Origin of the sequence: Citrobacter sp. Cs237 (assembly GCF_030332325.1) — a bacterium.
Lineage (GTDB): Bacteria > Pseudomonadota > Gammaproteobacteria > Enterobacterales > Enterobacteriaceae > Citrobacter_A > Citrobacter_A sedlakii.
Window position 1 is genome coordinate 484,289 of the sequence record NZ_JAOWIB010000108.1, and the last position, 23,636, is coordinate 507,924.

Genomic DNA, 23,636 nt, shown 5'->3' on the forward strand with positions numbered 1-23,636 from the left:
ATCAGTGAATCGCCATCGGGCAGAGGTTCAGCGATCCCAGTAGGACTCCTCAAGACTGTCTTCCCGTTCCGGCAATCCTCGCGTCAGACGCGGGGAGTGTTGGTTCAGCACCTGATAGCTAACCCGGTTCGCATACTTGCATACCTGCGCCAGTGACGAATAGGTCAACCAGGTAAAGGTATGCTTGCTGGAATTCGGCACGTTCGTGCGGTGATAGCTGTTAGCAGTAATATCATGCAGTAGCGCCGCCAGCGCGCCGTCGCCCGCGCCGTTGGTATTCATGATCTTTTCCGGACCGCCCATATACGGCGCGATATGAGAATAGACCCGCAGCGGATTCACGCAATCCTTATGACGCATCGCGCGGCTGAACTCGTACTGGTTAAACTCGGCAATCGCGCCCGGCAATAATGGATGCTGGGTTTTCCGTTTGGCTTCGTCTTCGGTGAAGCCCGCCATATACAGGCCGATCGGCCCGGCGGTGCAAAGCACCAGATCCACCCAGTCCAGCGCCTTGTCCGACGCCAGCAGCGGATCGCTCTCTCCGGTCAACGCTTCGGCTTCTTCTTCGTTCATCGCCAGAATTGAGACGTTTTCTTGCAGAAATGCCTGCCACCACTGTGGGTTATCGGCAATCACGAATTTGGTGCCAAGCGTCAGCACTACCGGCACATTGTGTTTTTTCGCATACCCGATGGCCTTCATGGTCGCTTCCGGCATTGGTTCTCCCGGCTTACAGCGCACCAGATAGGAGGTTAATACCAGCGCAGAGGCACCGGCAATCACCGACTCGGGGATGCTTTCCGCACGCAGTTGGTTCATGTGGCCGGGGCTGATGGCGAAGGTACGCTCACCGGATTCGCCGATCAGGGTAAAACAACGGCCAATCGGTCCGTCCACGCCCTGAAGATAGTTGAGATCGGTACGGCTGGAGGTATTGCACAAATAGCGATAGGCATAGCTGCCTATTTCGATGTTACTGCACATGACGCCAAGCAGCACCGAGCGATCGTCCGCCAGCACCGAATAGTTGTGCATGGTGTTGCCTATGGTGCCGCCCGCAAACTGATGAGTGATTAAATTTCTCTGCTTCAGCTCCTGATATAACGCTTCCGCCACGTCATCTTCGATCACCAGAGAATGTCCGGCGCTTAATCCGTAACGTTGTATAAACTCGTCATCGACTTTCGCTTCAATATCCACCAGCGTCTGGTCGATACCGACGACCCACGCGGCGCTACTCTCGTTTTCAGGCTGAATTTGTTGCAGCAGCGGATCGCGCGCATTGACGGGGAAATAGTGTTTGGATTTGCGTTTACCGGGAAATTTCATGACTGTTTTTACGGGTGACTAACGGAGCGGTGCATGGTAGCACATTCCCCCCCGCTTCCGCAGAGTTTCAATATCCGACGACGGGATCGCAGTTTCTGCGGCGAGAATTTTTACAATGTTCCTTTTTCACAAGGAGCGTTCGATGAAACCGGAAAATAAGCTTCCCGTCCTGACGTGCATTTCAGAAGAGATGCAGACAGTGCTTGATGTCCACCAGGACGACCTGCCGCCCTGGCCGCCCGCCGATGATGTGAAAGCCATGCGCCAGCATTACCAGCTTGAGCGTCGTTTCTGGAATCTTGATGCGCCAGCGATGACGACGCGAGAATATACGATTCCGGGCGCGCACGGCGAACTGACCACGCGGTTTTACTGCCCGGAGCCAGAAAGTCAGGCAACGCTCTTTTACCTGCACGGCGGCGGATTTATTCTCGGCAATCTCGATACCCACGACCGCATTATGCGTCTGTTGGCACAATATAGCCGGTGTACGGTGGTAGGCATTGATTATTCCCTGTCGCCCGAGGCCCGTTTTCCGCAGGCTATTGAAGAAACGGTTTCTGCCTGCCAGTTTTTTCATCAGCACGCGGACGATTATCAACTGAACATGTCGCACATTGGCTTTGCCGGTGATTCGGCGGGAGCGATGCTGGCGCTCGCCAGCGCGCTGTGGTTGCGGGATAAACGGTTGGACTGCGGGAAAGTGGCCGGTGTGTTGCTATGGTATGGTCTGTATGGCTTGCAGGACTCGCCCAGCCGTCGGCTGCTGGGCGGCGAGTGGGACGGCCTGAGTCGCGACGATCTGAAGGTATTTGAGAACGCCTATCTGCGTACCGCAGAAGACCAGGAGTCGCCTTACTATTGCCTGTTCAATAACGACCTGACGCGCGACGTGCCGCCATGCTTTATCGCCACCGCCGAATTTGATCCGCTTATTGACGACAGCCGCCTGCTTTTTGACACGCTCAGGACGCACCGCCAGCCGTGCGAATACAAAATGTATCCCGGCACGCTGCATTCCTTCCTGCACTACTCCAGGATGATGCGTAGCGCTGACGAAGCGCTTCAGGACGGCGCGCGTTTCTTTACCGCCCAGCTTTAGCGATACGCTGCGGTCAGTTTTAGCATCATATCAATATGTTCCGGTGTGGCATTAAGCGCCGGAATATATTCATATTTCTTGCCGCCCGCCTCAAGGAAGATCTCTTTGTTTTGTACCGCGATCTCTTCCAGCGTCTCCAGGCAGTCAGCCGCAAAGCCCGGGCACATCACCTGTATATGGCCGGTCCCTTTTTCACCGAGCATTTTCAGCGTTTCGTCGGTATAAGGCGTTAGCCATGGCTCACGACCAAAGCGCGACTGGAAGGTCATCATCACCTTGTCCGGCGGCAGGCCGAGCGCAGAAACCAGCTCTCGGGTGGTATCACGGCAGCGCTGCGGATAATCGTCGCCTTCATCTGCATAACGCTGCGGAATGCCGTGATACGACAGCAGCAGCAGATCGGGTTCGCCATGTTCTGCAAATGATGCCCGCACGCTGTTGGCCAACGCATCAATGTAGGCGCTGTCGTCAGCGTAATCGCGAATGAATGAGATGCCGGGAATGTGGCGCTTGCGCTCAAGAATGCGCGCCAGTTCGTCCCAGACGGCAGCGACGGTCGAACAGGAATATTGCGGGTACAACGGCAACACGACGATATGATCGACGTGGTTGGCCAGCAGTTCATCCACTGCGCTTTCCAGCGATGGCGATCCATAGCTCATCCCGAGGGCAACCGGCGTATCCGGCAAGCGTGCGGCAAGCGCCTGCTGCTGCTGGCGGCTGTAAACCATTAGCGGCGACCCGCCTTCCATCCACACAGACTGATACAGTTTCGCCACGCGCGGCGAGCGCAGCGGCAAAATCACCCCGCGTAACAACGGCCACCATAAAAGACGAGGCGTATCAACAACGCGTTTGTCGCTGAGAAATTGCTTGAGATAGCGTTTCACTGCCGCTGGCGTAGGCGCATCGGGCGTGCCGAGGTTAGCCAACAAAATTCCGGTTTTCGTCTGACGCATTACCGCCTCTTATCGTTTCAACTGGTTGATAATTGTAGCGGAAAAGCAGAGAAGAAGAACTAATTGCTGCGAGAGGTATTTTTGGGCGAAGCCGGAGAGTAGCGTGCCGCGTTCTCTCCGGCCTACGGTGCGGTAAGCCCGATAAGCGTGGCGCCTTCGGGCATTTTACCGATTAACCGAGGATTTTTTCCAGGTCTGCACGCACGTCAGCCACGGCCTGTGTGCCGTCGACTTTGGCGTATTGGGTGTTACCGGCTTCCGCTTCTTTCTGGTAGTAGCCAATCAGCGGTGCGGTCATCTGATGGTATTCCACCAGACGCTTACGTACGGTTTCTTCCTGGTCGTCTTTACGGGTAGTCAGCTCTTCGCCGGTCACATCGTCTTTACCGTCCACTTTCGGCGGATTGAATTTGATGTGGTATACGCGGCCAGAGGCGGCGTGAACGCGGCGACCGACGATACGGTCCACGATCAGTTCGTCCGGTACGTCGAATTCGAGAACGTAGTCCACCACGATGCCCGCTTCTTTCATGGCGTCAGCCTGCGGAATGGTGCGCGGGAAGCCGTCTAACAGAAAACCGTTACGGCAATCTTCCTGGGCGATACGCTCTTTCACCAGCGCAATCACCAGCTCATCGGTCACCAGCTTACCCGCGTCCATGATGTCTTTCGCTTGTTTACCCAGCTCGGAGCCAGACTTCACGGCAGCACGCAGCATATCACCCGTGGAGATTTGCGGAATACCATACTTCTCCATGATGAACTGAGCCTGAGTTCCTTTACCCGCGCCCGGAGCGCCAAGCAGAATGATACGCATTACGAAAATCCCCTTAAAGGTTGTCGATATTTTTTAAAAAAGCGCTAAACGATACCACCATCACGCAATTCGCTCAAGGAAGGTGCCCTGCGCTGAAACGGTTAACGGCGGGAAAATAAGAAAAGAGAGGAACAAATAAAAGAATGCCGGATGGCGCTGACGCTTATCCGACCTACAAACAGCAACCTGTCGGTAGGCCGGAAAGACGTTTTCGTCGCCTTCCGGCATCACCTCAACGCGGTCAGGAAACCAGCAGTTGGTTCATGCGACGGATAAACTGGTTCGGATCCTCCAGCGTCCCGCGTTCGGCAAACAGCGCCTGATCCAGCAGCAGTTCAACCCACTCTTTAAACTGAGCGTCATCTTCGGTGTCCGCGGTGCGTTTCACCAGCACGTGATCCGGGTTCAGTTCAAAGATGTATTTCACCTCCGGTACAGCCTGACCCGCGGCGGCAAACAGTTTTGCCATCTGAGTGCTCATTTCGTCCGCATCGGTGGTGACAATCGCGGGCGTGTCGGTCAGACGGTGGGTCAGACGCACCTCTTTCACCCGATCGCCAAGCAGAGTTTTCACACGCTCAACGAACGGCGTCAGCGCTTTTTCCGCTTCTTTCGCGCTTTCGTCCACTTCATCGGCCAGCTTGTCGATAGATTCGTCGGCTTTCGCCACGGACTGGAACGCTTTACCGTCGAACTCGGTCAGGTAATTCATCATCCATTCGTCGATGCGGTCGGAAAGCAGCAGGACTTCGATACCTTTCTTACGCAGCAGCTCCAGGTGCGGGCTGCTCTTCGCTGCCGCATAGCTGTCGGCGGTGATGTAGTAAATCTTCTCCTGCCCTTCTTTCATGCGGGAAACATAGTCTTCCAGCGAGACGGTCTGTGTGGAGGAATCGGTATGGGTGGAGGCAAAACGCATCAGTCTGGCGATGGTTTCCTGGTTGGCGTGATCTTCCGCCGGACCTTCTTTCAGCACCAGACCGAACTGTTTCCAGAAGGTCTGGTATTTTTCCGCATCGTCCTTCGCCAGTTTTTCCAGCATTTGCAGAACGCGTTTGGTCAGCGCGCTGCGCAGATTACGGGTAACGGTGCTGTCCTGCAGGATTTCACGAGAAACGTTCAGCGGCAGGTCGTTGGAATCGATCAGACCCCGCACGAAACGCAGATAGTTCGGCATGAACTGTTCAGCGTCGTCCATGATAAACACGCGCTGGACGTACAGCTTCAGGCCGTGTTTATGATCGCGGTTCCACATGTCCCACGGCGCCTGAGACGGGATATACAGCAGGCTGGTGTACTCCTGCTTCCCTTCCACGCGGTTGTGGCTCCAGGTCAGCGGATCGGTAAAGTCATGGGCAATGTGCTTGTAGAATTCTTTGTATTCGTCTTCGCTGATTTCGGACTTGTTACGGGTCCACAGCGCCTGCGCCTTGTTGATTTTTTCCCAGGAGACAACGGTTTCACCGTCTTTCTCTTCCTGTTTTTCAATTTCTACCGGCAGCGCGATGTGATCGGAATATTTGCTGATGATCGAACGCACGCGCCAGTCATCGAGGAACTCATCTTCGCCATCGCGCAGGTGCAGGGTAATTTCGGTGCCGCGATCGTCTTTGGTGATGTCGGCAACCGTGTATTCGCCTTCGCCCGCAGATTCCCAGAACACGCCGTTTTCCGGCTTATCGCCCGCCGCGCGGGTGCGCACGGTCACTTTGTCGGCAACAATAAACGCGGAATAAAAGCCGACCCCGAACTGGCCGATCAGCTGGCTGTCTTTCGCCTGGTCAGATCCCATGGATTCGAGGAATGATTTCGTGCCGGATTTGGCGATGGTCCCCAGATGATCGATAACGTCATCCCGGTTCATGCCCACGCCGTTGTCGGCAATGGTCAACGTACGCTTATCTTTATCGAAGGAGACGCGCACGCGCAGTTCACCGTCGCCTTCATAGAGGTCCGGGTTTGACAGCGCGCGGAAACGCAGCTTGTCTGCCGCATCTGAGGCGTTAGAGATAAGCTCACGCAGGAAGATTTCTTTATTGGAATACAGAGAATGGATCATCAGATGCAGAAGCTGCTTTACCTCTGACTGAAAACCGCGAGTTTCTTGTCCTTTCATGTAGATCTACCTCAACAAAGCCATTTTTAATGGTAAAAACACGTTGAGGGGAAAATGGGGACGCGGGGGAGAGATTTCAAGCGGAGGCCGCAAACGCCGCCTCCGTTTGTTCAGAATTTAAGCTTATGGCGACCGGCAAGAGAGTGTGACAGCGTTGTGCCGTCAACCATCTCCAGCTCACCGCCAACCGGAACGCCGTGAGCGATACGGCTGGCTTCGACGCCATATTGCGCGCAAAGCTCGGCAATATAGTTCGCCGTTGCCTCCCCTTCGACCGTGGGATTGGTCGCGAGGATCACTTCATTGAGCGGCTCAGAAGAAAGGCGCTGTTCCAGCCGGTCAAGTCCAATGTCGTCCGGTCCGATACCGTCGAGCGGCGACAGGTGCCCCATCAGCACGAAATAGCGCCCGGAAAATTGCCCGGTCTGCTCAATCGCGTAGATATCCGCCGGACTTTCGACCACGCAAATCTGACCGTTTTCCTGACGACGCGGGTTTGAACAGATATTGCACACGTCCTGCTCGGTGAAAGTACGGCAATCGGCACAGTGGCCGATTTCCGACATCGCCCGGGTCAGCGCTTGCGCCAGGCGCATCCCGCCGCTGCGGTCACGCTGTAACAGCGTAAACGCCATGCGCTGCGCCGACTTCGGGCCTACGCCCGGCAAACAGCGCAGTGCTTCCATAAGCTGAGTTAACAGCGGGCTGGTTTGCATCAGAACGGCATCTTAAAGCCTGGCGGCAGTTGCATACCGGAAGAAACAGACGCCATTTTCTCTTTCTGCGTTTCTTCAATGCGACGAGCGGCATCGTTGAACGCGGCGGCGACCAGATCTTCCAGCATCTCTTTGTCATCTTCGAGCAGGCTCGGATCGATTTCCACGCGACGGCAGTTGTGCGCGCCGTTAATGGTCACTTTCACCAGACCTGCGCCGGACTCGCCGGTCACTTCCAGCTTCGCAATCTCTTCCTGCATCTGCTGCATTTTTTCCTGCATCTGCTGGGCCTGTTTCATCAGGTTGCCCAGACCGCCTTTACCAAACATAGGCTTCTCTCTCAATCACGTTAAGGGATGACAATCGTAAGCGACGCTTACGATCAAATGGGACGAATACTCTCTTCATCCAGATCCGCATCAAAAAAGCGACGCAGGGTCTGGATATTATTATCCGCAACGATCGACTCACGCGCCTGCGCAAGTTTTTCTTCATAAATGGCCTGACGCCACTCCAGCGGCGTGCGCACCGCCGGATTATCATCTTCTACGATAGTCAGTTCAACCGTTGTACCGGCCAGCGCGCTCAGCGCCTCGGCCAGTTTTTGTTTCGCGCCAGCGGAGTTCAGATGGCGCTGGCTGGAGCGCAAATGCAGACAGACAGCATTGCCGTTCTCTTCTTTCCAGGCATTGAGCGCCACCTGTTCCACCAGTTTCGGTAACGCTAACTGGCTCACCTGCGCCGCCCACGGGTCGCGTTCAATGGCTTCCGTCGCCAGCTTCGCCGCCAGTTCAGGCGTCTTTTCATGCTCCAGCGCTTTTTTCAGCGCTTTCGGCGTCGCGACAACGTCTTTCACTTCGACAACCGGAGTGGTTGCCTTCCAGCGATACGCTTCTTTCTTCACCGGCGCTTGTTCGAGCGCAGACGGTGCGGGACGCGCCTGCACGCGCTCCGTCACCGATGCCAGCCTTTCCAGCGCAGCGTTATTCACCGGCCGCGCGCGGGTTGCGGCTGCCGGTTCACTCTTTTTTGCTTTGGTTGCTCCCTGCGCGCGCTGAAGCTGATTGCGCGCCGCCAGCACCTGACTGGTGGCGTCGGACAATGGCGCGGCTGGCGCCTGCTGTGTCGGCGCAGACGGCTGCTGCGGCACCTGCGTCGGACTCATCACCGCCGTCGGGGCCACGGGCGCAAAAGACTGGCGCGGCGTCTCCGGTTCCGGCAACGGCATCCGTGGGTGAAACGCCAGCGCGCGCAGCAGGGTCATTTCAACCCCCATACGTCTGTCCGGCGCGTAAGGCAGCTCTTTACGACCCATCAACAACGTCTGGTAATAAAGCTGTACGTCCGTTGGCGGTACGGTTCGCGCCAGTTCGCGCATCCGTACTTCAATTGTCGCCATGTCGCTGCCCAGCGCCGCGGGCGAAAGCTGGACCAGCGCAATTCGATGCAGCAGGCCGAGCATTTCGACCAGCAACGCTTCCCACTCGATGCCGCGCGCCGCCGCGTCGTTTACCAACGACATGACGCGTTCACCGTCGGCGGCGATCACCGCTTCAACAAGCGACAGCGCCTGGTCGTCATCCAGCGTACCGAGCATCGCGCTCACCGCCTGGGTTGAAACCTGACCGTCGCCGCTGGCGATAGCCTGATCGGTCAGGCTAAGCGCGTCGCGCAGGCTCCCGTCTGCCGCCCGGGAAAGCAACTGCAACGCGCGAGGTTCGTGCGCGATGTGCTCTTCATTAAGAATGTGCTCAAGCTGGTGGCGGATCTGCTCGACGTCCAGCGCCTTAAGGTGAAATTGCAGACAGCGGGACAATATGGTCACCGGCAACTTCTGCGGGTCGGTGGTCGCCAGTAGGAATTTGACGTGCGCTGGCGGCTCCTCAAGGGTTTTGAGCAGCGCGTTAAAGCTGTGACGGGACAGCATATGCACTTCGTCGATCAGGTACACCTTAAAGCGACCGCGCGCAGGGGCGTACTGAACGTTATCCAGCAGGTCGCGAGTGTCTTCGACTTTGGTACGCGACGCGGCGTCAATCTCGATGAGATCGACAAATCGTCCCTGCTCAATTTCACGGCAGTTGTCGCAAACGCCGCATGGCGTGGCGGTGATCCCGGTTTCGCAGTTCAACCCTTTCGCCAGCAGACGGGCGATAGAGGTTTTACCGACGCCGCGAGTCCCGGAAAAAAGATAAGCGTGGTGAATACGCCCTAGCGACAAGCCGTTCGCCAGTGCGGTTAGCACATGTTCCTGGCCGACAACGTCAGCAAAGGTTTGTGGGCGCCATTTTCGGGCTAAAACCTGATAACTCATTGGCTGGCTCTGCAACGCTGGAAGGTGAATTCATAGGGGGGAATGCTAACACAACCTCGCTCAATGAGCGAGGTTGCGGGGACCGGGATTAATGCCCGGCAAAGGAGACCAGACAGTAACTGGCGATACCCAATTTTTCCAGACGCGCTTCGCCGCCGAGATCCGGTAAATTGATGATAAACGCCGCGTCATTGACTTCACCACCCAGACGGCGGATCAGTTTCGCGGTGGCTTCGATGGTGCCGCCGGTCGCTAACAGGTCGTCCACCACCAGCACTTTGTCGCCAGGCTGAATGGCATCAACGTGAATTTCCAGTTGATCGGTGCCGTATTCCAGCTCATAGCTTTCAGCGATTGTCTCACGCGGCAATTTGCGCGGTTTACGTACCGGCACAAAACCAACGCCAAGCCCCAGCGCCACCGGCGCGCCAAACAGGAAACCGCGCGCTTCGGTACCGACCACTTTGGTAATGCCCGCATCTTTGTAACGCTCAACCAGCAAGTCGATGCTGAGCGCGTAAGCCTTCGGGTCTTCCAGTAAGCTGGTGACATCACGGAAAAGAATGCCCGGTTTCGGGTAGTCCTGAATGCTTTTAATGCTATTTTTGAGAAACTCAAGCTGCTGTGCAGTCGCGGTCATAAGTGTGTGCCTGATAAATACGGTATTACTCTACATTGCGCGCAGTATACTTCATCCTGCAGATTGCCTTAACGCACTTTGGACGATCGTGTGTATAGCAGGCCAAAGTTACCTGTGGTTAACCTTTGACCAGGCGCGCCTGTGCTCGAAAACGGTCGAATTTACTGGCTACAGCCAGTAATTGCAACTGCGATGATTACGCTTCAGTGCTTTTGTTGCTTTTCATCAACTACCGGGATTCGCCACATAAATATCAGCAGGCAGGCGAGGATGAAAAGCAGGAGGATCCGCACCCACATCATGGGGGTCAGCCACAATGAGACGCCAAAAGTCATCAGGATCAGAATAATCGCCCGGGATTTCGCGCCCGGCGGCATCGCTTTATGTTTTTGCCAGTAGCGTAAATAGCTGCCAAACCACGAACGGTAGAGCAACCACTGATGAAAACGCGGCGACGAGCGGGCAAAGCACCAGGCGGCAAGTAAAATAAACGGCGTCGTCGGCAGAAGCGGCAATACCACGCCAAGCGTTCCAAGGACAACCGCAAGCCAGCCCGTGATGATCAAGAAGATTCGTTGCATAATAAAGGCATGTCGCAAACCAGAACGCTACTTTAGCATAACAGTTATCATTTTCATTGGAGTGTTGCATTGAAAACCGCCATGCTGCTACAAAAGCTGGACGATCGGCTCGCCGAATTGCGCCATCGTTGCGCACCGCTAGCGCAGCACGCAACACTCAGCCCTCGCTTCGATCGCCAGCTTTTTCAGACCCGCGCTACGCGTCTTCAGGACTGCGTAGAGGAAGCGGAGGCCAATCTTCAGGCGCTACGCCAGGCGGTTTTGCGACAGCAGCTTCCACAGGTCGCCTGGCTGGCGGAACACCTCGCCTCACAGCTGGAGGCTATCGCCCGCGAGTGTGAAAGCTGGTCGCTGCGCGAATGGGACAGCGGTTCACCCACCCTGACCAAATGGCAGCGTAAACGCCTTCAGCATCAGGAATTTGAACGTCGCCTGCGAGCGATGACGCAGGAACGTAAAATGCGCCTCGCCGAAACCCGCACTCTGCAGGAACAACAGACGCTACAGCGCGAAGTGGAAATCTATCAAGGTCGTCTGGCGCGCTGTCGCAAGGCGCTCGACAGCATTGAACGCGTCATCGCACACTTAACCCGCTAACCCCCGGAGAATCTATGTCACTGGAAAACGCCCCGGACGAGGTCAAACTGGCCGTCGATTTGATCGTGCTGCTGGAAGAGAATCAGCTCCCTCCGCGAACCGTGCTACGCGCGCTGGAAATCGTTATGCGTGATTATGAAAACAAGCTCAAAAGCGCGGAAGACGGCTCGCAATATCAATGATTACTGTCTGGTGGAGCGTCGCGGCGAATGGCATTCCGAATGATGCGCTATGCGATTGCCGCCATGCAGCGCCATCTTGATGCGGGACATACAACGTTGCCGTTAGTGGTGCCTATCCTCTTTTACCAGGGGCTAAAAAGCCCATGGCCCCACAGCCTCAACTGGCAAAGTCTGTTTAGTGAACCCGAGATGGCAAAGACGCTATACAACAGTGAATTTCCGCTGGTGGACCTGACGGCGATACCGGATAATCAGATCCTGCAGCATCAACGGATGGCGATGCTGGAACTCCTGCAAAAACATATTCGTCAACGCGATTTGAGTGAGTTACTGGATCAGTTGATCACATTGCTAACGCAGCAATCGCTTACCGCCCCTCAACTTAACGTGTTGATAAACTATATGGTGAAGGCAGGTAATTGTGAAAATCCCGGCGTACTGATTCGCCAACTGGCACAAGGTGCGCCTCAGTATAAGGATCAACTGATGACGATTGCCGAATGGCTGAAAGAGAAAGGCCGCACAGAGGGTATTCAACTGGGCATGCAACAAGGTCTGGAAAAAGGCCGCCAGGCGGAGGCCCGTGCCATTGCGCGAAAGATGCTGGATGACGGGATGGAATCCTCACGTATTATGCAGTTTACTGGCCTGACCGCAGAAGAACTGGCTGCGCTGTCTCATTAAACAATCGAGGGGCGACATTCGCCGCCCCCCGTTTGGTTAACTTACCGCCGGCGTCGGATCGTCGCCTTTAATCTCGCGCTTCACTTCCGTCACTTCATCGCCCTTATCGTTGCGCAGATGCACTTCAAGTTGATTAAAGGCAATGTCGATATTGTTTTCGCGGCACAGGCGGTCGATGGCGCGGTTCAGTTCGTCCACGGTATGGCTGCGATCGCGCAGTTCGCGGACGTACAAACGCAGCTCGTGGTCGAGCGTACTGGCGCCGAAGGTGGTAAAGAACACTTCAGGCTGCGGATCGTGCATCACCTTTGGATGCTCCAGCGCCGCCTGTTGCAGAACTTTACGCACTTTTTCCAGATCTGAACCGTAGGCCACGCCAATGCGGATCACCAGTCGCGTGGTGGTATCGGACAGGGACCAGTTGATCAGACGTTCGGTCACAAACGCCTTGTTCGGGATGATCACCTCTTTGCGATCGAAGTCAGTGATAGTGGTCGCACGGATGCGGATCTTACTGACGGTCCCTGAATAGGTGCCGATGGTCACCGTATCGCCGATCCGCACCGGACGTTCGAACAGGATAATCAGACCGGAGACAAAGTTACCGAAGATCTCCTGCAAACCAAAACCCAGACCGACCGACAGCGCCGCCGCCAGCCACTGCAGTTTATCCCACGAAACGCCAAGCGACCCGAATACTGTCATCGCCCCGACGGCGATAATAATGTAATTGAGGATCGTGGTGATCGCGTACGATGCGCCCTGGCGCATTTTAAGCCGCGAGAGCACTAACACTTCCAGCAGGCCCGGCAGGTTACGGATCAATGCCCAGGCCACCATAGAGGCGATAATGGCAAACAGTAAACTGCCCATCGTCACGCTCTTCACCACCGCGGCGCCCGCTTCAGTGCCGTTGTAGTGCCAGAGCGTAATGCTGTCGAGATAGCTGAACACGGTGATCAGATCGGACCAAATCGCCCAGAACATGACCGCAAACAACGAGACCATCAGCAGCATGGTGATACGCAGCGTTTGCTGGTTCACCTGCTCGAGCGCGATCGTCGGCTCCTCCTGCGGTTCCGCCCCTTCAGCGCCCTCTTTCACCAGATTTTGCCGACGCGCCAGTGCGCGACGCCAGGCAATGCGCCGCGCCGCAACGCTCAGTCCGCGCAGTACGGTCTGGTAAAGCAGATTCCAGATAATCACCAGATAAACGGTCTCTATCCAGCGCCCCGCCAGGCGAAGCGTGGTATAGAAATAGCCGGTCGCGGTCAGCACCATCAAGGCAACCGGAATGATCGACAGGATAGTGATCGTGACCAGTCGCAGTCCATGCGACTCTTTGTCGCGCCAGCTTTCCCGGAGCATCGGCCAGACCAGAAACGCGATCAACAGCAGGTTAAGGAAAATCATCGCCTGCCCCAGCACATCATCCATCAGATGCAGCGGCGACTGCTCGGCCACCACCGACCAGAAGTGCAGCGGCAGCAGCGCCAGACTGATGCGTACGATCTGACGCCGCCAGTGGCTGGTCAGCTGCGCGGGCATCCCGAAGTGTCGAATCGCCATCCCTTCTTTTTCCAGTACCTTCCAGCACAAACCAAACACCAGCCAGAAGATGGCCAGTTTTTTGCTGAACGCCCACAGCAGGTCGCTGATGTTGAGCTGCATTGTCAGCAAAATCAGGCCGACGGCGAGGATAAGCAGGCACGCAGGCAGGGCGCGAATCAGATCGATCAGTATCGCTTTCGGCGTATTCAACTGGCTGTCATTGCGTAAGGAACCGACCGCCGCAGCGAGTTTTTGCTGCCAGGCTTTCAGCCATTTCAGACGCCAGCGAATCACGCCGGCAATCAATAACAGCGGCAAACCAGCGAGAAACGCGATGAATACCGCAGGCCAGGCTTTCTCCCAGTTAACGGTGATTTTCATCGCCTTAAACTGCTCTTTCAGGGTTTCCGGGAACGCCTTTATCCAGTCCCAGTCCATCGGACGGTTGCTGTTTACCCAGAAGATTTGCTGGGTGAGAATTTCTTTCAGGCTTTTTGATACGCTCATTAACTGCTGTTGATTAATTTGCAGGTTAATGGCCATCATCAGCTGATTGCCAAGCTGCTTATTCAACTGGTCCAGTAGCTCGCGGCGCATATCAACCACCTGCAGCAGCGCGTCGTGCACCTCGTCGTTAACGTCGCTCTGATGCCCCTCTTCCAGTTTGGCGACGAAAGCATCATTCTGAAACAGCGCGTCGCGCTGTTGGTTGACTTCAAACTGCTCAAGCCGCAAATCCGCGATGCGGTTGGTCATATCTTCAAGCTCATCTGCCGACGGCAGGGTTTGCTGCTGCTGATACAGGATACGAGACAGCAGGAGACTCCCCTTCAGCACCGCGATCTGTTCTTTAATATTGCGTTCAGATTGCAGGGCGCGATCCAGCCAGTTTTTGACTTTGATGTTTTGCTGCATCAACGCGTTGCCGTTTTCCGTCGCGGTAATCAGACGCTGGCTGAGCTGATGGTTGATCTCCAGTTCCTGCTTCACCAGCGGATTGGCCTGAATGCGCGCGGTCTCATCTGGCGAAATGGCCTCCTGCGCGGTCTTTTCAGTGAGCGTTAACCGCTTGTTATTCACCGCTTCCTGCAACAGCTGCAGCTGATGCTCAATCCGGTTGCTGTTGGCGGTGACGAAATCGCGCTGCTTTTGCAAAGTGTCCTGGAGCACTGTATTGCCTTCCAGGCTTTTACGTTGTTGCTCAATCTGGGCATTCAGCAACACTTGCTGCGCTTGTAGCAGCACCTGTTGGGTTGGACGTAACGCCGTTTCGCCGACGCCATCCAGTTGGTTACGGATTTGCTGAAGCTGTTGGGAAGCGGCGTACATAGCGTTCTGCACGCGCTCTGGCTGCGTTTGCAGGGAAACTAACTGACTGTTATAGGTCGCCAGGTCGTTTTGCGAATTCTGCAGATCATCCAGCGCCTGGGCCACGCGCAGCTCCAGCTGACGCAGTGACAGAGTGCTGAGGGTTTTCCGCGTCTCGTCGTCATTATCGACATCGCTCAGCGCGTTAAGGGACTCCACGGCCTGACGCATTTTTTCCGGCGCCTGTGACACTTTCTGGCGTAACTGAACTGTCTCCTCTTTCACCCGTTCGATTTTCTCCAGCGTGGCAATAGTCTCAGTGAGATCCTGCTGAATCAGTTTGTCCTGGGCGGAAAGGTCTTTTTGTTTATTGAGTGTATCCAGTTGGCTTTGCACATCCGCCCGGGAAGGCAGGTCACCGTTTGTGGAGGCGCGGGCCAATGCCAATGACGGGCAGGACAACATAAGAATGAAAACAGCCACCGTGACAAAAATAAGGTGCTGTGAACGTTTATAGAGCTGCAACATAGTCATGTGAATGAAGGTTTCTGAACCGAAAAGACGACCGAAAATAGTCAACGCGCAAGAATATCACGGCTCTCTTAGGCAGAATAGCGGCAGCGAAATCGACCAGGAGAATTCCTGGCGCGGGTTCAGGCCTGCGCGTCAGGCGCGACGGCGCGCAGTGTGGGGCAAAACATAAACATTTCCAGCAGGATAGCGACGTAATCGCGCGCTTCTTTTTTGAGATCGAACGAATGCGGCGCAAACAGCCAGTTTTCCATGATGCCTGAGACGTAGCCGCGCATGATAACCGCGGCGCGGCGCGTGAGCAGATTCGCGGGAAGCATATTGGCTTTTATACAGTGCGTGAGGGTCTGCTCAATACGGTCGTAGCTCTCCAGGCAGATGTTTCTTTGCGCCTGCTGCACTACGGCCATTTCTCCCACAAATTCGCATTTGTGGAATATAATCTCCATCAATAAACGTCGCCGCTCTTCCGTCACGGTAGATTCAAGAAGATGAACTAATATTTCTCTTAATACAGATAGTGGATCGTCGGGGAATTTTGCCTGATACTCAGTCTCAAGCTCACCAATGTTGGATTCTGACAGCTCCCAGATTTCACTGAATAAATCCGACTTGTTTCTGAAATGCCAATAGATTGCGCCACGAGTAACGCCCGCGGCTTTTGCAATCTCCGCCAGCGAGGTGGAAGATACCCCTTGTTGCGAGAACAAACGTAGCGCTACATCCAGTATGTGTTGTCGTGTTTCCTGCGCTTGTTGTTTGGTTTTTCGTGCCATATGTCGGTGAATTTACAGGCGTTAGATTTACATACATTTATGAATGTATGTACCATAGCACGACGATAATATAAACGCAGCAATGGGTTTGTGGACTTTTGACCATTGATCAATTTGAAATCGGACACTCGAGGTTTACATATGAACAAAAACAGAGGGTTAACGCCTCTGGCGGTCGTTCTGATGCTCTCAGGCAGCTTAGCGCTAACAGGATGTGACGACAAACCGGCCCAACAAGGGGGCCAGCAAATGCCAGAAGTTGGGGTTGTGACGCTCAAAACTGAACCTCTGCAGATCACCACTGAACTTCCGGGTCGCACCAGTGCTTTCCGTATTGCCGAAGTTCGCCCTCAGGTAAGCGGCATTATCCTGAAGCGGAATTTCGAGGAAGGCAGCGATATCGAAGCAGGTGTGTCTCTCTATCAGATTGATCCTGCGACTTATCAAGCGTCATACGAAAGTGCGAAAGGCGATCTGGCGAAAGCCCAGGCCGCAGCCAGCATCGCGCAGGTCACGGTGAACCGTTATAAGAAACTGCTCGGCACGCAGTACATCAGTAAACAAGACTACGATCAGGCGCTGGCGGATGCGCAACAGGCGAATGCTGCCGTGCTTGCCGCTAAAGCCGCCGTTGAAACGGCGCGTATTAACCTGGCGTACACCAAGGTGACCTCTCCGATTAGCGGCCGTATTGGTAAATCGTCCGTAACCGAAGGCGCACTGGTGCAAAACGGTCAGGCGACCGCGCTGGCGACCGTACAACAGCTTGATCCGATCTACGTTGATGTTACCCAGTCGAGCAACGACTTCCTGCGCCTGAAACAAGAACTGGCTAACGGAACGCTGAAACAGGAAAACGGCAAGGCGAAAGTTGAGCTGGTGACCAGTGACGGCATTAAATTCCCGCAGACAGGCACGCTTGAGTTTTCAGACGTGACCGTCGACCAGACTACCGGTTCTATTACTTTACGCGCCATCTTCCCTAACCCGGACCACACGCTGCTGCCGGGTATGTTTGTCCGCGCGCGTTTGCAGGAAGGGACTAACCCATCCGCTCTGCTGGTGCCGCAGCAGGGGGTAACCCGTACGCCGCGTGGCGATGCTACCGCGTTGGTCGTCGGCGCAGATAACAAAGTCGAAACCCGTCAAATTGTGGCCAGTCAGGCGATTGGTGACAAGTGGCTGGTGACCGATGGGCTGAAAGCGGGTGACCGTGTTGTCGTCAGTGGGCTGCAGAAAGTGCGTCCTGGTGCGCAGGTGAAAGCACAAGAGATTACCGCAGATAACAAACAGCAAGCTGCTGGCGGTAACCAGCCTGAGCAAACTAAGTCTTAACTTAAACAGGAGCCGTTAAGACATGCCAAATTTCTTTATCGATCGCCCCATATTCGCATGGGTGATCGCCATTATCATCATGTTGGCAGGGGGGCTTGCGATCCTCAAACTGCCGGTCGCGCAATATCCAACGATTGCGCCGCCAGCAGTGACGATCTCCGCAACCTACCCTGGCGCTGATGCGCAAACCGTGCAGGACACCGTCACACAGGTTATCGAACAGAACATGAACGGTATCGATAACCTGATGTACATGTCCTCAAACAGTGACTCCACGGGTACCGTGCAGATCACCCTGACGTTTGAATCCGGTACCGATGCGGACATTGCGCAGGTTCAGGTGCAGAACAAACTGCAGCTGGCGATGCCGTTGCTGCCGCAGGAAGTTCAACAACAGGGCGTGAGCGTTGAGAAGTCATCCAGTAGCTTCCTGATGGTTGTCGGGGTTATCAACACCGACGGTTCCATGACCCAGGAAGATATTTCGGACTACGTTGCCGCCAACATGAAGGACGCCATCAGCCGTACTTCCGGCGTGGGTGACGTGCAGTTGTTCGGTTCGCAGTACGCGATGCGTATCTGGATGGACCCGACAGCGCTCAACAAATTTCAGCTGACGCCGGTCGATGTGATCAACGCAATCAAAGCGCAGAACGCCCAGGTTGCGGCGGGTCAGTTAGGCGGTACGCCGCCGGTGAAAGGCCAGCAGTTGAACGCCTCGATCATTGCCCAGACGCGACTGACTTCAACCGAAGAATTCGGCAAAATCCTGCTGAAAGTGAATCAGGATGGTTCGCAGGTTCGTCTGCGTGACGTTTCCAAAATCGAACTGGGCGGCGAGAACTACGACGTTATTGCGAAGTTCAACGGCCAGCCTGCGTCCGGTTTAGGGATTAAACTGGCGACGGGTGCCAACGCGCTCGACACCGCGACAGCTATCCGTGCTGAACTGGCGAAAATGGAGCCGTTCTTCCCGTCGGGCCTGAAAATTGTTTACCCGTATGACACCACCCCGTTCGTGAAAATCTCCATTCATGAAGTGGTGAAAACGCTGGTGGAAGCGATCATTCTCGTGTTCCTGGTAATGTATCTGTTCCTGCAGAACTTCCGCGCGACGCTGATCCCAACCATTGCCGTTCCGGTGGTTCTGTTGGGGACCTTTGCGGTCCTTGCGGCCTTCGGCTTCTCGATAAACACCCTGACAATGTTCGGGATGGTGCTCGCCATCGGTCTGTTGGTGGATGACGCCATCGTGGTGGTCGAGAACGTCGAACGTGTTATGTCCGAAGAGGGTCTGCCGCCGAAGGAAGCGACGCGTAAATCAATGGGCCAGATTCAGGGCGCACTGGTGGGTATCGCGATGGTTCTGTCGGCGGTGTTTATCCCGATGGCCTTCTTCGGCGGCTCGACCGGGGCTATCTATCGTCAGTTCTCCATCACTATCGTCTCCGCGATGGCGCTGTCGGTTCTGGTAGCGTTGATCCTGACGCCGGCGCTGTGCGCCACCATGCTCAAACCCATCGCCAAAGGCGACCACGGTGAAGGCAAGAAAGGCTTTTTCGGCTGGTTTAACCGCATGTTCGATAAGAGTACGCACCACTACACCGACAGCGTAGGCAACATTCTGCGCAGCACCGGTCGTTATCTGCTGCTGTATCTGATCATCGTGGTCGGCATGGCCTTTCTGTTTGTTCGTCTGCCAAGCTCCTTCCTGCCGGATGAAGACCAGGGGGTATTCCTGAGCATGGCCCAGTTGCCTGCCGGTGCGACTCAGGAACGGACGCAGAAAGTTCTCGATGAGATGACCGACTATTTCCTGACCAAAGAAAAAGCCAACGTTGAGTCGGTGTTTGCGGTTAACGGCTTCGGCTTTGCGGGTCGCGGTCAGAACACCGGTATCGCGTTCGTCTCGCTGAAAGACTGGGCCGATCGTCCGGGCGATGAGAACAAAGTTGAGGCGATTACCCAACGTGCGTCAGCGGCCTTCTCGCAGATTAAAGACGCAATGGTCTTCGCCTTTAACCTGCCGGCGATTGTTGAGTTGGGTACTGCAACCGGCTTCGACTTCCAGTTGATCGACCAGGCGGGTCTTGGCCATGAAAAACTGACACAGGCACGTAACCAGCTGTTTGGCGAAGTGGCAAAACATCCGGATCTGCTGGTTGGTGTTCGTCCTAACGGTCTGGAAGATACGCCGCAGTTCAAAATTGATATCGACCAGGAAAAAGCACAGGCGCTGGGCGTTTCCATTAGTGATATCAATACCACACTGGGCGCAGCCTGGGGCGGCAGCTACGTAAACGACTTTATCGATCGTGGTCGTGTGAAGAAAGTTTACGTAATGTCTGAAGCGAAATACCGCATGTTGCCGGAAGATATTGGTAACTGGTACGTCCGCGGCAGCGATGGCCAGATGGTGCCGTTCTCGGCCTTCTCGTCGTCACGCTGGGAATACGGTTCACCGCGTCTGGAACGCTATAACGGCCTGCCTTCCATGGAGATTCTGGGCCAGGCGGCGCCGGGCAAGAGTACCGGTGAAGCGATGGCGATGATGGAAGAGCTGGCAAGCAAACTGCCTTCCGGCATCGGCTATGACTGGACGGGGATGTCCTATCAGGAACGTCTGTCCGGCAACCAGGCCCCTGCCCTGTATGCCATCTCGCTGATCGTCGTCTTCCTGTGTCTGGCGGCGTTGTATGAGAGCTGGTCGATTCCGTTCTCGGTTATGCTGGTGGTTCCGCTTGGGGTTATCGGCGCGCTGCTGGCGGCGACCTTCCGCGGGTTGACCAACGACGTTTACTTCCAGGTGGGCCTCCTCACAACCATTGGGTTGTCGGCGAAGAACGCGATCTTGATCGTCGAATTCGCCAAAGACCTGATGGATAAAGAAGGTAAAGGCCTGATTGAAGCCACGCTTGAAGCGGTACGTATGCGTTTACGTCCGATCCTGATGACCTCGCTGGCGTTCATTCTGGGCGTTATGCCGCTGGTTATCAGCTCCGGCGCAGGCTCCGGCGCGCAGAACGCCGTGGGGACAGGCGTGATGGGCGGTATGGTCACCGCGACCGTACTGGCTATCTTCTTCGTTCCGGTGTTCTTTGTGGTGGTACGCCGTCGCTTCAGCCGCAAGAGTGAAGATGTCGAGCACAGCCATACCGTAGAGCATCGTTGATCCGCATTATAATAAAGGCCGCGCAAGCGGCCTTTTTTTTCGAGTGACAGTGTTCACCGCGCTAATTGCAACGTCGTTTACTTTCGATTGAGGAATAAACGTCTTTATCCACAACAGTGAGGAGGATTTTCTTAGCGGTTTTAGTTAATTCTTATTTGTCGATTATTAATTCATTATTAAGAGTATTCCTGGCGATGAAAACAGCGACACCTCCCCCGCAACAACTAAGTCAATGAAAAGATAAGATATATTGAGTCTACGACTCAGGATAAAATACCTTATTCCGGACAGCCTCTATTACGTGCTATAATGATAATGTTGCACCCCACTCTTCTATTCACTTAATTGTAATTTTTCGTAATAGGACGATGAAATCTTTTATAGAGTAGATTATAGTTAAAGCATCAGGAGCAGAGGGCAAGTTCCAGGTCTGTTAGTTGTACCCATCCCGAAAGGTGTTCGGTTAGTTAAAGCCACTAAGAAGGGGATGCGTTATGGATGAATACTCACCCAAAAGACATGATATCGCTCAGCTGAAATTTCTTTGTGAAACGCTTTATCATGATTGTCTTGCAAACCTTGAAGAAAGCAATCATGGCTGGGTTAACGATCCAACCTCGGCTATCAACCTGCAACTCAACGAACTGATCGAGCATATTGCAACCTTCGCGCTTAATTATAAAATTAAGTATAACGAGGACAATAAGCTGATCGAACAGATTGATGAATATCTGGACGACACTTTTATGTTGTTCAGCAGTTATGGCATTAATGCGCAGGACCTCCAAAAATGGCAGAAATCCGGGAATCGCTTGTTCCGCTGCTTTGTGAGTGCCACCAGGGCTAATCCTGTTAGTTTGTCTTGTTAAATATTATTACAATCATAGGTAAGAATCATGTCCGATAAACCATTAACTAAAACTGATTATTTGATGCGTTTGCGACGCTGCCAGACTATTGACACGCTGGAACGCGTGATTGAAAAAAATAAATATGAATTGTCTGACAATGAATTGGCTGTATTTTACTCAGCAGCAGATCACCGTCTCGCAGAATTAACCATGAATAAACTTTACGACAAGATCCCCTCCTCCGTCTGGAAATTCATCCGTTAATTCGTGGCAGACTCATTAGAAAATACGGATGTTTTCTTGCGAAACAATGTTGAATATTTGCTTTAAGCGTCGATACGCTGTTGTGAATTCTGTCACAAAATAACGCAGGGAACGTTCCCTGACACCCTCTGTCCCTCTACTGTATGGCTTTTAATGCTAACGCAGAGAGTGCATGGAATGAGTGAAGAAAAGCAAAAAATGATCGCGGGCGAGCTGTACCGACCCTCGGATGACACCCTGCGCGATGACCGGATGCAGGCGCGCAAGTGGGTTCACCGCTACAATCAGACCGCCCCGGACGAAAAAGCCGAACGCCTGGCGATCCTCACCGCGCTTCTCGGTCACTGTGACAAGCCCTATATCGAACCGTCCTTTCGCTGTGACTACGGTTACAATATCTTTCTCGGGAAAGACTTTTACGCCAATTTCGACTGTGTACTGTTGGACGTTTGCCCCATCCGCATTGGCGACAACTGTATGCTGGCGCCCGGCGTTCATATTTATACCGCCACCCATCCTCTGGACGCGACTGAACGCAACAGCGGACGGGAGTTCGGCAAACCGGTCACCATTGGCAATAATGTCTGGATTGGCGGACGCGCGGTGATTAATCCGGGCGTAACGATTGGCGACAATGTCGTTGTGGCCTCCGGCGCGGTGGTGACCAAAGATGTGCCGGCAAACGTGGTCGTAGGCGGCAATCCAGCGCGGATCCTGAAACACCTGTCGGCCTGATTGTAACTGTTATGCTAAATTGTGGTTAATCTGTTACTTTTTTCAGGGTTACGCCGCTTTTAAAATGGGGTGTTCATCTGCAAGTAGCACAATCACAAAGGCTAAAAATGACAGAAATACAACGCCTGCTTACCGAAACCATTGACGATCTTAACGTGCGTGAAAAGCGCGATAATAAGCCGCGCTTCAGTATCAGCTTTATCCGCAAACATCCGGGCCTGTTTATCGGCATGTACATCGCCTGGTTCGCCACCCTCGCGGTCATGTTGCAGTCCGACACGCTGGTTGGCTCAGTCTGGCTGCTGGTCGTGCTTTTCATCTTACTGAACGGTTTTTTCTTTTTTGACGTCGCTCCGCGCTATCGTTATGAAGATATCGACGTGCTGGACTTCCGGGTGTGTTACAACGGCGAGTGGTACAACACGCGATTCGTTCCCCCGGCTTTGGTTGAGACGATTCTTGAGTCCCCGCGCGTCAATCGTGAACAGAAGACGCAGTTACAGAAGATGCTTTCCCGTAAGGGCGAGCTGTCGTTTTATGATATTTTTACTCTGGCACGCGCTGAAGCACAGCAATAACCTGCCGGTGCCGGATGGCGCGCTCCGCCATTCGGCACCGGGTAATCTTACCGACGCTTTTTCCGCCCTTGTACTGCCTTAAAACGCGGATTCGTTTTACAAATCACATATAACCGCCCTTTTCTTCTGACAATCTGGCAGTCCGGATGGCGCTGCTTTGCGCTGCGCAAGGAATTCAGTACCTGCATTTTCACCCCCGCTTCGAGCTTAAAAAATGGCCAAAACGTTTCTCAAAGCGCGCCGCGCTGCCTTCGTTAGCAAACGTTTTTTGCTTACCGGTGTAATACGGATGCGACTTAGATGAAACATCAATAGTGACGTACGGGTAGACCACACCGTCCAGCTCAATTTCGCGATCCGTTTTAATGGTGGACCCTACTTTAAAATATTCATCAGCGCTGGTGTCGTGAAACACCACGGTGCGGTAAGCAGGATGGATATTCGGTTTCATCTTTACCCCCTCAATTGTTACAATATAACATAACAATAAAATAC

Annotated in this window: 22 protein-coding genes, 1 pseudogene and 1 other annotated feature; of the genes and pseudogenes, 10 read left to right on the forward strand and 13 right to left on the reverse strand. The window is 54.3% G+C overall.

The genetic code is table 11. The annotated features are described in order from the left end of the window. Nucleotides 1-27 precede the first annotated feature (27 nt). Entirely contained in the window at nucleotides 28-1,332 is a 1,305-nt protein-coding gene (gene gsk / locus OGY07_RS19500; RefSeq protein ID WP_042285800.1) for an inosine/guanosine kinase, read from the reverse strand. A 142-nt stretch (nucleotides 1,333-1,474) separates the two neighbouring features. Between gsk and aes the strand changes: the two genes are divergently transcribed. Further along, nucleotides 1,475-2,434, forward strand: a complete 960-nt coding sequence (gene aes, locus OGY07_RS19505) for an acetyl esterase (RefSeq protein ID WP_286602609.1) — start codon at nucleotides 1,475-1,477, stop codon at nucleotides 2,432-2,434. Here the strand turns inward: aes and hemH are convergent. From hemH to OGY07_RS19545, 8 genes are all read right to left on the reverse strand, one after another. Beyond that, nucleotides 2,431-3,393, reverse strand: coding sequence for a ferrochelatase (gene hemH, locus OGY07_RS19510; RefSeq protein ID WP_060569045.1), 963 nt, complete (start codon nucleotides 3,391-3,393; stop codon nucleotides 2,431-2,433). The two genes, aes and hemH, sit on opposite strands and share 4 nt — an antisense overlap. Nucleotides 3,394-3,565: 172 nt before the next feature. Further along, nucleotides 3,566-4,210, reverse strand: coding sequence for an adenylate kinase (gene adk / locus OGY07_RS19515; protein ID WP_042285806.1), 645 nt, complete (start codon nucleotides 4,208-4,210; stop codon nucleotides 3,566-3,568). Between the two features lie 241 nt (nucleotides 4,211-4,451). Next, nucleotides 4,452-6,326, reverse strand: coding sequence for a molecular chaperone HtpG (gene htpG, locus OGY07_RS19520; protein ID WP_286602612.1), 1,875 nt, complete (start codon nucleotides 6,324-6,326; stop codon nucleotides 4,452-4,454). A 110-nt stretch (nucleotides 6,327-6,436) separates the two neighbouring features. Then, nucleotides 6,437-7,042, reverse strand: a complete 606-nt coding sequence (gene recR, locus OGY07_RS19525; protein WP_042285814.1) for a recombination mediator RecR — start codon at nucleotides 7,040-7,042, stop codon at nucleotides 6,437-6,439. Beyond that, a complete protein-coding gene (locus OGY07_RS19530) occupies nucleotides 7,042-7,371 on the reverse strand; it encodes a YbaB/EbfC family nucleoid-associated protein (RefSeq protein ID WP_001515903.1) in 330 nt (109 codons plus the stop codon). The genes recR and OGY07_RS19530 overlap by 1 nt, the downstream gene beginning before the upstream one ends. Before the next feature lie 53 nt (nucleotides 7,372-7,424). Then, nucleotides 7,425-9,356, reverse strand: a complete 1,932-nt coding sequence (dnaX, locus tag OGY07_RS19535) for a DNA polymerase III subunit gamma/tau (RefSeq protein ID WP_042285817.1) — start codon at nucleotides 9,354-9,356, stop codon at nucleotides 7,425-7,427. After that, nucleotides 8,028-8,092, reverse strand: a sequence feature (DnaX frameshifting element). Its footprint overlaps the gene before it by 65 nt. An 88-nt stretch (nucleotides 9,357-9,444) precedes the next feature. Then, a complete protein-coding gene (gene apt, locus OGY07_RS19540) occupies nucleotides 9,445-9,996 on the reverse strand; it encodes an adenine phosphoribosyltransferase (protein ID WP_042285819.1) in 552 nt (183 codons plus the stop codon). 203 nt (nucleotides 9,997-10,199) lie between these two features. Then, a complete protein-coding gene (locus OGY07_RS19545; RefSeq protein ID WP_042285821.1) occupies nucleotides 10,200-10,577 on the reverse strand; it encodes a DUF454 family protein in 378 nt (125 codons plus the stop codon). Between the two features lie 69 nt (nucleotides 10,578-10,646). On the opposite strand from OGY07_RS19545, the gene priC reads away from it, so the two are divergent. The 3 genes and pseudogenes from priC to OGY07_RS19560 form a co-directional block, all read left to right on the forward strand. Continuing rightward, entirely contained in the window at nucleotides 10,647-11,174 is a 528-nt protein-coding gene (gene priC / locus OGY07_RS19550; RefSeq protein ID WP_286602616.1) for a primosomal replication protein N'', read from the forward strand. Nucleotides 11,175-11,188: 14 nt separating this feature from the next. Beyond that, a complete protein-coding gene (rsmS, locus tag OGY07_RS19555; RefSeq protein ID WP_042285825.1) occupies nucleotides 11,189-11,356 on the forward strand; it encodes a pleiotropic regulatory protein RsmS in 168 nt (55 codons plus the stop codon). 15 nt (nucleotides 11,357-11,371) lie between these two features. After that, a pseudogene (locus OGY07_RS19560) lies at nucleotides 11,372-12,040 on the forward strand (Rpn family recombination-promoting nuclease/putative transposase); the annotation flags it as partial. Nucleotides 12,041-12,076: 36 nt separating this feature from the next. On the opposite strand, the gene mscK reads toward OGY07_RS19560, so the two are convergent. Together mscK and acrR are read right to left on the reverse strand one after the other, a co-directional pair. Beyond that, a complete protein-coding gene (mscK, locus tag OGY07_RS19565; RefSeq protein WP_286602620.1) occupies nucleotides 12,077-15,433 on the reverse strand; it encodes a mechanosensitive channel MscK in 3,357 nt (1,118 codons plus the stop codon). A 119-nt stretch (nucleotides 15,434-15,552) separates the two neighbouring features. Further along, on the reverse strand, nucleotides 15,553-16,206 hold the full coding sequence (gene acrR / locus OGY07_RS19570; protein ID WP_042285832.1) for a multidrug efflux transporter transcriptional repressor AcrR: 654 nt from the start codon (nucleotides 16,204-16,206) through the stop codon (nucleotides 15,553-15,555). Between the two features lie 141 nt (nucleotides 16,207-16,347). Here acrR and acrA point away from each other — a divergent pair, with 141 nt between their 5' ends. The 6 genes from acrA (at nucleotide 16,348) to OGY07_RS19600 (ending at nucleotide 23,141) form a co-directional block, all read left to right on the forward strand. Continuing rightward, the gene (acrA, locus tag OGY07_RS19575; protein ID WP_042285835.1) at nucleotides 16,348-17,541 is read left to right on the forward strand and encodes a multidrug efflux RND transporter periplasmic adaptor subunit AcrA; all 1,194 of its coding nucleotides are present in this window, start codon (nucleotides 16,348-16,350) and stop codon (nucleotides 17,539-17,541) included. Nucleotides 17,542-17,563: 22 nt separating this feature from the next. Continuing rightward, nucleotides 17,564-20,713, forward strand: a complete 3,150-nt coding sequence (acrB, locus tag OGY07_RS19580; RefSeq protein ID WP_042285838.1) for an efflux RND transporter permease AcrB — start codon at nucleotides 17,564-17,566, stop codon at nucleotides 20,711-20,713. Nucleotides 20,714-21,207: 494 nt separating this feature from the next. Next, nucleotides 21,208-21,582: an Hha toxicity modulator TomB gene (gene tomB, locus OGY07_RS19585; RefSeq protein ID WP_286602625.1), complete on the forward strand. Its 375-nt coding sequence runs from the start codon at nucleotides 21,208-21,210 to the stop codon at nucleotides 21,580-21,582. Between the two features lie 27 nt (nucleotides 21,583-21,609). Further along, entirely contained in the window at nucleotides 21,610-21,828 is a 219-nt protein-coding gene (gene hha, locus OGY07_RS19590; protein WP_001280991.1) for a hemolysin expression-modulating protein Hha, read from the forward strand. Between the two features lie 177 nt (nucleotides 21,829-22,005). Continuing rightward, nucleotides 22,006-22,563 (forward strand): maltose O-acetyltransferase, encoded by a 558-nt coding sequence (gene maa, locus OGY07_RS19595; protein WP_042285845.1) that lies wholly within the window; start codon nucleotides 22,006-22,008, stop codon nucleotides 22,561-22,563. A gap of 107 nt (nucleotides 22,564-22,670) precedes the next feature. Beyond that, on the forward strand, nucleotides 22,671-23,141 hold the full coding sequence (locus tag OGY07_RS19600; protein WP_042285848.1) for a YlaC family protein: 471 nt from the start codon (nucleotides 22,671-22,673) through the stop codon (nucleotides 23,139-23,141). 47 nt (nucleotides 23,142-23,188) lie between these two features. Here OGY07_RS19600 and ykgO read toward each other — a convergent pair whose 3' ends face one another. Both ykgO and OGY07_RS19610 read right to left on the reverse strand, forming a co-directional pair. Beyond that, a complete protein-coding gene (gene ykgO / locus OGY07_RS19605; protein WP_016537667.1) occupies nucleotides 23,189-23,329 on the reverse strand; it encodes a type B 50S ribosomal protein L36 in 141 nt (46 codons plus the stop codon). Nucleotides 23,330-23,331: 2 nt separating this feature from the next. Next, nucleotides 23,332-23,592 carry a type B 50S ribosomal protein L31 gene (locus OGY07_RS19610; protein ID WP_042285853.1) on the reverse strand — a complete coding sequence of 87 codons (261 nt, stop codon included), beginning with the start codon at nucleotides 23,590-23,592 and terminating at the stop codon, nucleotides 23,332-23,334. Nucleotides 23,593-23,636: the final 44 nt, after the last annotated feature.